The organism is Desulfomicrobium escambiense DSM 10707, assembly GCF_000428825.1.
Taxonomy (GTDB): domain Bacteria; phylum Desulfobacterota; class Desulfovibrionia; order Desulfovibrionales; family Desulfomicrobiaceae; genus Desulfomicrobium; species Desulfomicrobium escambiense.
The window spans coordinates 1-11,920 of record NZ_AUAR01000005.1 but is presented as its reverse complement, the minus strand read 5'-3'; the positions used below and the strand labels follow the sequence as shown (position 1 = coordinate 11,920).

Below are 11,920 nucleotides of genomic sequence, written 5' to 3'. Positions count from 1 at the left end.
CGCTCCCTGCCGATTCAGTCATCAAGAGCAATAAAGCGGCCCCGTCAGGCTGCGAATCCAAAGGCAAGGATGCCGACAATCTTTCAAGGAGGAATTACCTATGTCACTCATCATCAACCACAACCTGATGGCCATGACCGCGGCCCGAAATCTTTCCGGCGCCTACGGCAACCTTTCCACCTCAGTGAACCGCCTGTCCTCGGGTCTGCGCATCACCACGGCGGCCGACGACGCCGCGGGCCTCGCCATCCGCGAGCTCATGCGCGCCGACATCGCGTCCCTGAACCAGGGTGTGCGAAACGCCAACGACGCCATCTCCATGATCCAGACCGCTGACGGCGCCCTGCAGGTCATCGACGAAAAGCTGATCCGCATGAAGGAACTGGCTGAGCAGGCCGCCACCGGTACCTACACTTCGGACCAGCGCCTGATCATCGACTCGGAATACCAGCAGATGGCCTCGGAAATCACCCGAATCGCCAACGCCACGGACTTCAACGGCATCTACCTGCTGAACGGCAACCTTTCGAGCGACACCTTCAGTGGTGGTGGCCTACAGTCCACCGGCAAGCTCAAGGTCCACTTCGGAACGGCCAATGACAGCGCCGAGGACTACTACTACATCAAAATTGGTACTTCGACCGCATCGGCACTCGGCGTTGGAAACGCTGCAGATCCGGACTTAGATGGCGGGTATTCAATCTCGACCCAGGAAGGAGCTCAGAAGTCTCTCGAAGCACTGAACAAGGCCATCATTTCCAAGGACAACATCCGCGCCAACCTGGGCGCCCTGCAGAACCGCCTGGAAAACACCATCACCAACCTGACGGTCCAGGCCGAGAACCTGCAGGCAGCGGAATCCCGGATCTCCGACGTGGACGTGGCCACGGAAATGACCAACTTCGTGCGCAACCAGATTCTGACCCAGTCGGCGGTGGCCATGCTGTCCCAGGCCAACACCCTGCCGCAGATGGCGCTGCAGCTCATGCAGGGATAACCTCCTTGAGTTGACGACGCATTCCCGGCCGGGTCGCGGAAGCGGCCCGGCCTTTTTTCCCTGAAGGGATGGCACCGAGTTTGCTTGAGTCCTGGATGCGAACGCACCTCATCCCAAAGCACGCGAGGCCCCATGGCTGACGACCTGACCACCACTCTCACTTCCGGAGCCATACGATTCACCGGGCTCGGTTCGGGCACCGACTTCGAGTCCATGGTCACCAAGCTGGTCGAGGTCGAGCAGACGCACACCAAACGCCTGCTCAGTTGGCGCGCCCAGTGGGACGCCAAGAGCGAAAGCTTCGACTCCCTGTCCTCGTCCCTGCTTTCGCTCAAAACGACACTGGATTCCATGAACACGCCGGACGAGTTTCTGGTCAAACAGGCCGCCTCGTCCAACTCCGCGGTCCTGACCGCCACGGCCGGCAGCGCGGCGGAAGAAAGTTCCCATCAAATCGAGGTCGTGTCCCTGGCGACCAACGACATGCACATGGGGGCGGTAATTTTTTCCTCGCCCGACGCGGTCATCAGCGGCGGGGCGGCCGGGACCTTCGCTTTCACCGTGGGCAACCAGCAGGTCTCTGTGGACGTGACTCCCACCACGACCCTGTCCCAGTTTGCGAATCTCATCAATTCCGACCCGGACAACCGCAATGCCGTACGCGCCAGCGTCATCAACGACGGTAGCGGCTACCGCCTGCAGATCCGCAGCATGGATCTGGGCGCGGGCAACGACTTCATCATCGACGATACCGCGACTTCCGGAAACCTCCTCCAGAGTTTCGGGAAAAACCAGTTCATCGAGACCCAGAACGCCAGCAACGCGCAACTCCGCGTGGACGGCTATCCCGTCGGAACGCCCACCCAGACCGCGGACATCCTCAGGGCCACCCTGGCCGCCACGGCCGCAACGGATCTGGTTGCGGCCAGCGGCGGGACATTCAAGTTCGCCTACGCCGGGAACATCCATTCCATCGCCGTTGCGGCCACAGACACATGGGCCGACCTGGCCGCGAATATCACGGCCGCCACAGGCATCACTGCCTCCGCAACCGACGTCTCCGGCAGTCTTGAATTCACCCTGACCGGGGAGCCGGGCTCGGCCAACCAGATTTCCATCATCAACGCCCCGGGCACGAGCGTCGAAAGCCTGCAGGCCCGCCACTTCAGCCAGATCCAGGGCGCCACGGACGGGTACATCGAGCGGGCGAGCAACGCCATTTCCGACATCATCCCCGGCGTGACCATGAACCTGACCAGCACGGGCACCACGACCCTGACCACCAGTCTGGACCCGGAATCCGTGACCGAAAACATGCTGACCTTCGTCGAGTCCGTGAACGCCGTGCTACAGCAAATCAAGGAGCAGACCCAGGTCACGACGGTGGGCGCCAACGTGTCCGGCTCCTTGCTGACGGGCAACTACGGGTTGCAGATGATCCAGCAGAAGCTCAAGAACATTCTGGCGGAAAAGGGCCTGGGCTTCGACTACGACCTGGACCCCATCACCTCCCTGGGCAGCATCGGCATCACCACGGATACCAGCGAAGGCTCCCCAACCTTCGGACTTCTGACCCTGGACCAGGGCGCCTTCTTCTCGGCCCTGACATCGAACCCGGACGCCGTGGCCCGCCTCTTCAGCGCGGACTACTATCCGTCGACCAAGGAAGTGGTTGACGGCCAGGCAGTGGAGTCATCCAATTTCAAGTTCGACTCCTACCTCAAAGGCATCACCGGCGCGGGAGACTTCGCCATTTCGTACACGGTGGATGCCGGAGGCAACATCACTGCCGCGAGCATAAACGGTTATTCCGCCAACATCGACGGCAACAAGATTGTCGCCTCAGGCGGTGGCAACATTTCACGCGGCCTGGCCGTCGAGGTCATCAACCTGACCGCCGGCACGTATTCCGGTCAAGTCCAGATCAAGTCCGGCAAGGCCGAGGAACTGTCGCAGGAAATCAAAAAACTGACGGACCCCCTGACGGGCACCCTGGAGATCCTCAAGGACAACTACCAGGACATCATGGACTCCATCGACGACAAGATCGCCTACGAGGAGCGGCGGCTGGCCCTGCTGGAGCGCACCCTGCGGCTGCGCTTCGCCAACCTCGAGGCAGTCCTGGGCAATTACGACAACATTTCCACGCAACTCAGCTCGCAAATCAAGAGCCTCCCCGGCTCCTCCAGCAGTTAAGGAGACAAGCAGTGCACAAAGCCGCTAACGCATACATGCAGACTCACGTCACCACCACGACCCCGGGACACCTCGTGGTCATGCTCTACGACGGGGCCATCACCTTCCTCGAACAGGCCAAGGAGGAGATTGAGGCCAAGAACTTCGCCAAGAAAGGCATCCTCATCTCCCAGGCCCTGGACATCATCGCCGAACTCGACGGCTCCCTGAACAACGAGCGGGGCGGGGACCTCGCCCAGAACCTCCACCGCCTCTACATGTACTGCAACACCCGCCTGCTGCGGGCCAACCTGAAGATGGACACGGCCATCATCGACGAGGTCGTCGGCATCCTGTCCTCCTTCCGCTCGGCCTTTGCCGAGATTTCCAGGACACAGCCCCATCCCGCGCCACCCAAGGCCGCAGCCTACTACGCACGCTGACCTGCCGATGCGCGGTATCGCCAGGGCACGCATTCTGCATCCGTCCACCGGGACACCACCTCAACCGGGAACGCGTGCATGTGCGGCATAGCCGGCTTTTTCAATCCCAGCGGAATCACTCCGGACACGAACATCCTCGGCGCCATGGCCCTGGCCATCGCCCACCGCGGCCCCGACCACCAGGGGCTGCACCAGGACGAGCGCTGCGCTCTGGCGTCCAGACGCCTGGCCATCATCGACCTGCAGGGCGGCAACCAACCCCTGGTCCACGAACCGTCAGGCATGATCCTGGTCTTCAACGGCGAGATCTACAACTACCAGCCCCTGCGGGTCGAACTCGCCAGCCTCGGCCACCATTTCCGCACCCGCTCAGACTCGGAAGTCCTGTTGGCCGCCTATGTGCAGTGGGGCGAAAAATGCCTGGACCGGCTGGCGGGGATGTTCGCCTTCGCGATCTGGAACCCCGGAGCCCGGCGCCTGTTCCTGGCCCGGGACCGCATGGGGAAGAAACCGCTCTTCTATGCGGCCCTGCCGGACGGGACCCTTGTCTTCGCCTCCGAGATCAAGGCCATCCTGCACTATCCGGGCGTCCCCCGGGCCGTGAACGTCCTGGCCATGGACCGGCTCCTCGACTACGGCTTCAACCTCGCCCCGGACACCTTCCTGGAAGGGATACGGCAGGTCCCGCCCGCGAGCTTTCTCGTCCATGATGCCAAGGGGCTGCGCGTCGCGCCCTACTGGGACATTCCCCTCGACACGCCGCCTGCAGAGCTGAGCGAGGACGACGCGGCCGAGGGCCTGCGCCACCATCTGCTGGAAGCCGTGCGCGCCAGGCTCGTGGCCGACGTCCCCGTGGCCTCGTACCTGAGCGGCGGCATCGACTCCAGCAGCGTGACCGGCCTCTACGCCCATCTCTCCAACGCGCCGGTGCACACCCTGTCCATCACCTTCGAGGACGCGGGCTACGACGAGCGCCACTTCGCGCGCATGGTCTCCGGGGCCTTCGGCACCACACACCACGAGTTCCTCTGCTCCATCGAGGAGAGGGAGGTCGCGAACTTGGTCTGGCATCTGGAAACGCCCCTGGTGACGCTCCTGAACCTGCCCCTGTACCTGCTGTCGCGTCAGATCCGCGACATGGGCTTCAAGGTCGTCCTGTCCGGCGACGGCGCCGACGAGATCCTGGGCGGGTATGACTATTTCAAGCTCCTGAAGCTCATGGACTTCATCGGCCGCAGCGAGACCCCGGCCCGCGCGAACCTTCTGCGTCGGGTCTTCCCGGCCCTCTCCTCCCCGCAGCAGGCCCTGATGCACTACTCGGCCCTGAAGGGCTTCCCCGCGGCCCACCCCGCCCTGCCGTACAGGTTCCAGGCCTTTCAGATGAAGGGGCAGCTCCTGTCCGACGGCTTCATCGAGAGACTGCTTCCGCGACTCGGGGAGCGGGACGGCGAGCTGCCGACGGTTCCTGGCTCCAGATCCCTGCTGGATCAGGCCCTGTACCTGGAGAGCCGCATGCGCCTGCCCAACCTGACCCTGCCCCTGGCAGACACCATGAGCATGGCCAACTCCGTGGAACTCAGGTCCCCCTTCATGGACCACCGGCTGGTGGAGTACGTCTTCTCACTGCCGGGCCGCTTCAAGATGCGGGGGCTGAACGAAAAGCACCTGCTCAAGAAAGGTTTCCGCACGTTCCTGCCCCCGGCCATCTGCCGCCGCCGCAAGCAACCCCTGGCCCCCCCGGGCAAATGGTTCGTACGCATGTTCAGGGGGCTGATCGGCGAATCCCTGTCTCCCATTGCCGTGCGGGACAAAGGCTACTTCAGGCCGGAATTCATCGAGCACATGCTGCGCGAATTCGATTCCGACAGCACCATGGACTACAGCGGCGTGCTCATCGTGGCCTTTTTCGTGCATCTCTTCGACGACCTCTTTCTCTGCCCCAAAACCCGCCGCGGTTGCTAATCGGACCAAGAGGGGGTATCAGCCTTCTCGCAAGAGGAGAGAGCATCCGTCATGAATATCACCTGTCCCAGCTGCGGGTTCGGACGCACCGTCAACGAGGCCAAGCTTCCGCCGAAGGCGGTCATGGCCACCTGCCCCAAGTGCCAGCACCGCTTCAAATTCCGGGAACTTCCCGGCCAGCCGGCCGGCGCGAACGTCCCGCAGCACGAACCTGCCGGGCCTGCTCAGCCCGCCGCACCCGCAGACGCCCCACTGCCTCGCCACGAACGCCCCGCGCAAACAACGCAGGTCCAGCCCGCCGAGACTCCTGCACGTCCCGCAGCGGAAGATCCCGCGCCGCACCAGCGCCAGGCCCCGCGCGAGGACGATCTCTGGAAGGAGCTCGAGGCCCTGAACGACGACGGCGAAGAAGCCCACGGGGCCGGCGCCGAAGACCAGCCCCAGGCCAGCCTCCCCCTGTGGGAGCGCGCGACGTCGGGCTACCCACTGGCCTTCGCCAAAACCTTCATGCAGGTGCTCGCCAACCCCAAGGGCTTTTTCTCGGCCATGCCCGTGGGCCACGGAATCATGAAGCCGCTGCTCTTTTTTCTCGTCGTCATCCAGGCCGTGGCCCTGTCCCAGTCCATCTGGCAGCTCCTGGGCATCATGCCGCCGAGCCTGCTGACCGAAGGGCTCGGGCACACCGCGCAGGCAGCCCTGGCCCTCATCCTCTACCCCCTCGAAGTCTCGGTTTTCCTGTTCATGGACACGGCCATCAACCATTTTTTCCTGCGCCTTTTCAAGGCCGACACCAAGGGCTTCGAAGGGACCTTCCGCGCCGAGGCGTACAGCGCGGCGCCCATGCTGCTCATGGTCATCCCCTACATCGGCATGCCCCTGGCCATGATCGGCGCCACGGTCTACAAATTCCTGGGGCTGCGCCACGTGCACGGCGCCAGCAACAAACAGGTCCTGGCCGTGCTCGTGCTGCCCATGCTCCTGGCCCTGGCCGTGGCCATCGTCCTGACCCTCGTCACCGGAAGGGCCTGATGCGCACGTTCAAGAGTCTCTGGCGGCTGGCCGTGGACAAGGGCCTGGGCCGCAACGCCCGCAGGAAACCCGCCGAGCAGACGACCCGCAAGGAATCCGCTTCCAGGGATCACCAGGACAAGGTGGCCCGCCTCCTGGGGGACGAGCCCCCGACCCGCACCCTGCAATAGGTCCGCCCTTGACTTGACAGCCACAGCCATTAGGACAAGCCTTCGGCTCTCCCGAATTTTTCCGAACCGCCAGGCCCCGCGCCGTCCGGTTCGCACCCCATAGACGAACCTTCGCGTTCACATGAGGCAACCATGATCGGTATCTCCAAACTTTACTGCGGCACGGTGGAACCCTCCGACGCCCTGCGCTACGGACGCAATTCCGCCCAACTCCCCTCCCACCTGCTGCAGTTCGCCAAGGACAAGAAGCCCGTTGTGGTCTGGAACATGACCCAGCGCTGCAACCTCAAGTGCGTGCACTGCTACGCCCACGCCGTGGAGCCGAGCGCCCACAAGGACCCCATCTCCACGGAGCAGGCCAAGGTCATGATCGACGACCTGGCGCAGTTCGGCGCGCCGGTCATGCTCTTTTCCGGCGGCGAGCCCCTGGTGCGCGAAGACTTGGTCGAACTGGCCAAGTACGCCACGTCCAAGGGCATGCGCGCCGTCATCTCCACCAACGGCACCCTCATAACCAAGGCCAAGGCCAAGGAACTGAAGGAAGTCGGCCTGTCCTACGTCGGCATCTCCCTGGACGGCGCCGAGGCCGTGCACGACAAGTTCCGCGGCGTGACCGGCGCCTACAAGCAGGCCTTGAAGGGCGTCGAGAACTGCCAGGCCGAAGGCCTCAAGGTCGGCCTGCGCTTCACCATCAACAAGCGCAACGCCTCGGAAATCCCGCACCTCTTCGACCTCATCGAATCCCTGGAAGTGCCGCGCATCTGCTTCTACCACCTGGTCTACTCCGGCCGCGGCTCCGAGCTCATCAAGGAAGACCTGGACCACGCCGAGACCCGCGCCGTGGTCGACCTGATCATGGACCGCACCCGCGACCTGCACGACCGCGGCCTGCCCAAGGAAGTGCTGACCGTGGACAACCACGCCGACGGCCCCTACGTCTATTTCCGCATGCTCAAGGAAGACCCCAAGCGCGCGGCCGAGGTGCTCGAACTCCTGAAGATGAACGAAGGCAACTCCTCAGGGCGCGGCATCGGCTGCATCTCCTGGGACGGCTCCGTGCACGCCGACCAGTTCATGCGCCACCACACCTTCGGCAACGTGCTCGAGCGTCCCTTCTCCGAAATCTGGACGGACGAGAACATCGAACTCCTGCACAAGCTCAAGGACAAACGGCCCCACGTGAAGGGCCGCTGCGCCACCTGCCGCTTCCTGAACATCTGCGGCGGCAACTTCCGCGCCCGCGCCGAGGCCTACTTCGACGACTTCTGGGCCCACGACCCGGCTTGCTACCTGACGGACGAGGAAATCACAGGCGAGAAGCTCTAGGAGGGCGGACGTGAACACATTCCATCGCGGCCGCAGGCTGCGCTCTTCCAAGGCCATGCGGGATCTGGTGCGCGAAAGCCGCCTGTCCCGCGACGACCTGATCCAGCCTTACTTTGTGGTCGAGTCCGACGCGGATTTCCGCAAGCCCATCGCCTCCATGCCCGGACAGTTCCAGCTCGGCCTGAACCAGCTCATGGACGAGGTGGCCGGGGCCGTGGACGCGGGCCTCAAAAGCCTCATCCTCTTCGGCATTCCCGTGGACAAGGACCCGGCCGGCTCCCAGGCCTACGCCGAGAACGGCATCGTGCAGCAGGCCATCCGCCGCATCAAGGACCGCTGGCCCGAACTGGTCGTGGTCGCGGACACCTGCCTGTGCGAGTACACCTCCCACGGCCACTGCGGCCTGGTCTCGCCCGAAGGCGAAGTCAAAAACGACCCGACCCTGGCGCTGCTGGCCCGCACGGCCGTGGCCCAGGCCAAGGCCGGCGCGGACATCGTCGCGCCCTCGGACATGATGGACGGCCGAGTGGCCGCCATCCGCCAGGCCCTGGACGAAGCGGGCTTCCTGAACACGCCCATCATGTCCTACGCGGTCAAGTACTCCTCGGCCTTCTACGGCCCCTTCCGCGACGCGGCCGAAAGTGCGCCGAAGTTCGGGGACCGCAAAACCTACCAGATGGACCCGGCCAACTGGCGCGAAGGGCTGCGCGAAGCGGCCGCCGATGTTGAGGAAGGCGCCGACATCCTGATGGTCAAGCCGGGCCTGCCGTACCTCGACGTCATCCGCCTCGTGCGCGACAACTTCGACCTGCCCGTGGCCGCCTACCAGGTCAGCGGCGAGTATAGCCAGATCAAGGCCGCGGCCCAGCTCGGCTGGATCGACGAGACAGCCGTGGCGCTGGAAAGCCTCATCGCCTTCAAGCGCGCGGGCGCGGACCTGATCCTCTCCTACTTCACCCAAGACCTGCTCAAGGCGGGACACCTGTAATGCACACTCATCCCCACCACGGCGCGGGCCGGCCGAACCTCGACGGTCCGCCGGCCGGACATCCGGGCGCGAAACCCGGCGGCCACCCCGGCGGCATGGTCACGACCCTTCCCGACGGCACCCCGGCCTGCAAGCTCATCGCCTGGGAAGTGACCCGCTCCTGCAACCTGGCCTGCAAGCACTGCCGGGCCGAAGCGCACCTGGAACCCTACGAGGGCGAACTGGACACGGCCGAGGCCAAGGCCTTGATCGACACCTTCCCCCAGGTCGGCAACCCCATCATCATCTTCACCGGCGGCGACCCCATGATGCGCGCCGACGTCTACGAGCTCATCCGTTACGCCACGGACAAGGGCCTGCGCTGCGTCATGTCACCCAACGGCACCCTCATCACCCCGGAGACGACGGTGAATATGCGTGAGGCCGGCGTGCAGCGCTGCTCCATCTCCATCGACGGACCCGACGCAGAGAGCCACGACGACTTCCGCGGCGTTGTCGGCGCCTTCGACGCCTCCATGCGCGGCATAGAGTACCTGAAGGACGCCGGCATCGAGTTCCAGATCAACACCACCGTGACGCGCGCCAACCTCGGCAGCTTCAAGCAGATCTTCGACCTGTGCGAGCGCATCGGCGCCGCCGCCTGGCACATCTTCCTGCTCGTGCCCACGGGCCGGGCCGCCCAGCTCGGGGCCGAGGTCATCACCGGCCAGGAGTACGAGGACGTGCTCAACTGGTTCTACGATTTCCGCAAGACCACGAAGATGCATCTGAAGGCCACCTGCGCCCCGCACTACTACCGCATCATGCGCCAGCGGGCCAAGGAGGAGGGCATCGCCGTCACGCCCGAGAACTTCGGCCTCGACGCCATGACCCGCGGGTGCCTGGGCGGCACGGGCTTCTGCTTCATCTCCCACGTCGGCCAGGTCCAGCCCTGCGGCTACCTGGAGCTCGACTGCGGCAACATCCGCACCACGCCCTTCCCGGAGATCTGGAGGTCCTCCAAACAGTTCCTGCAGTTCCGCGACCAGAAGCAGTACGAAGGCAAGTGCGGCGTGTGCGAATATCACAAGGTCTGCGGCGGATGCCGTGCCCGCGCCCACTCCATGGACAACAACTACATGGGTGAAGAGCCACTGTGCACGTATGTGCCCAAGCTTTTGGAGCGGATAAAGTCGTAAGAGATGCGGGGCGCCGCCCCGCGCCCCGCCAGGGGCTCGCCCCTGGACCCGTACAAGGGTATCGTCAGAACGGTTGCAACGACCCGCATAGGGCATGAGGAGCGAATGGACGATTTCGACAAGAAGATACTGGACATCATCCAGACGGGCTTTCCGTTAGAATCCCGTCCGTACGCTGAGATCGGCGATCAAGTCGGTCTGACCGAGGCCGAGACACTGGCCAGGGTGCGTGCTCTGAAGGAAAAAGGCGTCATCCGCCGCATCGGGGCCAACTTCCAGTCCAAGAAGCTGGGCTGGCATTCCACCCTGTGCTCGGCCGCCGTGCCCGAGGACAAGCTCGACGAATTCATCGCCGAAGTGAACAAGCTCCCCGGTGTGACCCACAACTACCTGCGCCAGCACCGCCAGAACATCTGGTTCACCTTCATCGGTCCCTCCTGGGAAGAGGTGCAGGAAACCCTGGCCGGCATCACCCGCAAAACGGGCATCTCCATCCTGAACCTGCCGGCCACCAAGATGTACAAGATCCAGGTTGACTTCAAGATGGGCGACCGGGAGGAATGATGCGCGAATTCATCCTGTCCCCGTCCCTCCTGTCCTCGGATTTCGGAGCCCTGCGCGCCGAACTGGCGGCCCTCGAGGACGCCGGGCTCAAATGGGTGCACTGGGACGTCATGGACGGCGCCTTCGTGCCGAACATCACCTTCGGCCCCCCCGTCATCGGCAAGCTGCGCAAGACCTCGAAGCTCTTTTTCGACGTGCATCTCATGATCGAGCGCCCCGAGCGCTACATCGCGGAATTCGCGGCCGCGGGCGCGGACCTGCTGTGCGTCCACGCCGAGAGCACGGTCCACCTGGAACGCACCCTGAGCGCCATCCGCGAAGCGGGCATGAAGACCGGCCTGTCCCTGAACCCCGCCACGCCCCTGAATGTCGTCGAATACCTGCTGCCCCAGCTGGACATGGTCCTGATCATGAGCGTCAACCCCGGCTTCGGCGGACAGTCCTTCATCCCCTTCTGCAAGGACAAGATCGCCGCCCTTTCGGGCATGATCCGCGCCAAAGGCCTCTCGACCCTCATCCAGGTCGACGGGGGCGTGACCCTGGACAACGCCAGGGAGCTCTTCGACCTCGGTGCCGACGTCCTTGTCTCCGGCTCCGCCTTCTTCGGCTTCCCGCCCTACGCCGAGAGGCACAAGGCCTTCATGGAAGCCGTCTTGGGGAAATAGCCGAACGCGGCAAGCAAAGACACCATGTAAAGCAAATGGCCGCCGGGGAAACTCGGCGGCCATTTGCTTTTACGGGTGCTCCGTTCTGACGCGTCACGGTTGTGTGAATTGTGACCTATCTAATTCAAAACATGTCACTTTTGACATATTTTACGGCGCGTTGAGTCGAAACGATACATGCGCGCCCAGGTGTCGCGTCCTCGGCCACGGATCCATCGGGATCGCAGGGTGGCCTCACGGCCGCCTTCCGGCCCTCGCCAGAAGTGCGGTGCACCGCCGTAATCGCCGCCCGGGGGCCGCAAGGCCCCCGGACAGCGGGTTGAAAGTTTAGACCTTTGCGGCCTGCAGTTCTTCCGCGGTGTAATCCCAACCGACGTTGTGGGGCGGCAGGAGTTCGGTCTGGAAGAAGCGGGGCAGCTGGTC

At 64.0% G+C, this 11,920-nt stretch carries 11 protein-coding genes; all 11 read left to right on the top strand.

The genetic code is table 11. The annotated features are described in order from the left end of the window. Positions 1-100: 100 nt before the first annotated feature. The 11 genes from G394_RS0105570 to rpe all read left to right on the top strand — a co-directional run bounded on the left by G394_RS0105570 (position 101) and on the right by rpe (position 11,497). Entirely contained in the window at positions 101-997 is an 897-nt protein-coding gene (locus tag G394_RS0105570; RefSeq protein WP_028576816.1) for a flagellin N-terminal helical domain-containing protein, read from the top strand. A gap of 132 nt (positions 998-1,129) precedes the next feature. Next, entirely contained in the window at positions 1,130-3,193 is a 2,064-nt protein-coding gene (gene fliD, locus G394_RS20060; RefSeq protein ID WP_028576815.1) for a flagellar filament capping protein FliD, read from the top strand. 11 nt (positions 3,194-3,204) lie between these two features. Beyond that, positions 3,205-3,615 carry a flagellar export chaperone FliS gene (gene fliS / locus G394_RS0105560; protein WP_028576814.1) on the top strand — a complete coding sequence of 137 codons (411 nt, stop codon included), beginning with the start codon at positions 3,205-3,207 and terminating at the stop codon, positions 3,613-3,615. A 78-nt stretch (positions 3,616-3,693) separates the two neighbouring features. Then, a complete protein-coding gene (gene asnB, locus G394_RS18105; protein WP_051306976.1) occupies positions 3,694-5,577 on the top strand; it encodes an asparagine synthase (glutamine-hydrolyzing) in 1,884 nt (627 codons plus the stop codon). 51 nt (positions 5,578-5,628) lie between these two features. Continuing rightward, entirely contained in the window at positions 5,629-6,606 is a 978-nt protein-coding gene (locus G394_RS0105550) for a zinc-ribbon domain-containing protein (protein WP_028576813.1), read from the top strand. Further along, positions 6,606-6,776: a hypothetical protein gene (locus G394_RS21120; RefSeq protein ID WP_156902463.1), complete on the top strand. Its 171-nt coding sequence runs from the start codon at positions 6,606-6,608 to the stop codon at positions 6,774-6,776. The genes G394_RS0105550 and G394_RS21120 overlap by 1 nt, the downstream gene beginning before the upstream one ends. A 132-nt stretch (positions 6,777-6,908) precedes the next feature. Further along, positions 6,909-8,102 carry a 12,18-didecarboxysiroheme deacetylase gene (gene ahbC / locus G394_RS0105540; RefSeq protein ID WP_028576812.1) on the top strand — a complete coding sequence of 398 codons (1,194 nt, stop codon included), beginning with the start codon at positions 6,909-6,911 and terminating at the stop codon, positions 8,100-8,102. A 10-nt stretch (positions 8,103-8,112) separates the two neighbouring features. Beyond that, a complete protein-coding gene (gene hemB, locus G394_RS0105535; RefSeq protein WP_028576811.1) occupies positions 8,113-9,090 on the top strand; it encodes a porphobilinogen synthase in 978 nt (325 codons plus the stop codon). Further along, complete coding sequence (gene ahbD / locus G394_RS0105530; protein ID WP_028576810.1) at positions 9,090-10,268, top strand: heme b synthase; 1,179 nt, start codon at positions 9,090-9,092, stop codon at positions 10,266-10,268. The genes hemB and ahbD overlap by 1 nt, the downstream gene beginning before the upstream one ends. 105 nt (positions 10,269-10,373) lie before the next feature. Continuing rightward, complete coding sequence (gene ahbA, locus G394_RS0105525; RefSeq protein ID WP_028576809.1) at positions 10,374-10,832, top strand: siroheme decarboxylase subunit alpha; 459 nt, start codon at positions 10,374-10,376, stop codon at positions 10,830-10,832. After that, the gene (gene rpe / locus G394_RS0105520) at positions 10,829-11,497 is read left to right on the top strand and encodes a ribulose-phosphate 3-epimerase (protein WP_028576808.1); all 669 of its coding nucleotides are present in this window, start codon (positions 10,829-10,831) and stop codon (positions 11,495-11,497) included. The genes ahbA and rpe overlap by 4 nt, the downstream gene beginning before the upstream one ends. Positions 11,498-11,920 lie beyond the last annotated feature (423 nt).

Coding starts and splice junctions, on each gene's coding strand:
- rpe (WP_028576808.1), top strand. CDS start 10,829: ATGATGCGCGAATTCATCCTGTCCCCGTCCCTCCTGTCCTCGGATTTC.
- fliD (WP_028576815.1), top strand. CDS start 1,130: ATGGCTGACGACCTGACCACCACTCTCACTTCCGGAGCCATACGATTC.
- G394_RS0105570 (WP_028576816.1), top strand. CDS start 101: ATGTCACTCATCATCAACCACAACCTGATGGCCATGACCGCGGCCCGA.
- asnB (WP_051306976.1), top strand. CDS start 3,694: ATGTGCGGCATAGCCGGCTTTTTCAATCCCAGCGGAATCACTCCGGAC.
- G394_RS21120 (WP_156902463.1), top strand. CDS start 6,606: ATGCGCACGTTCAAGAGTCTCTGGCGGCTGGCCGTGGACAAGGGCCTG.
- ahbD (WP_028576810.1), top strand. CDS start 9,090: ATGCACACTCATCCCCACCACGGCGCGGGCCGGCCGAACCTCGACGGT.
- ahbA (WP_028576809.1), top strand. CDS start 10,374: ATGGACGATTTCGACAAGAAGATACTGGACATCATCCAGACGGGCTTT.
- ahbC (WP_028576812.1), top strand. CDS start 6,909: ATGATCGGTATCTCCAAACTTTACTGCGGCACGGTGGAACCCTCCGAC.
- G394_RS0105550 (WP_028576813.1), top strand. CDS start 5,629: ATGAATATCACCTGTCCCAGCTGCGGGTTCGGACGCACCGTCAACGAG.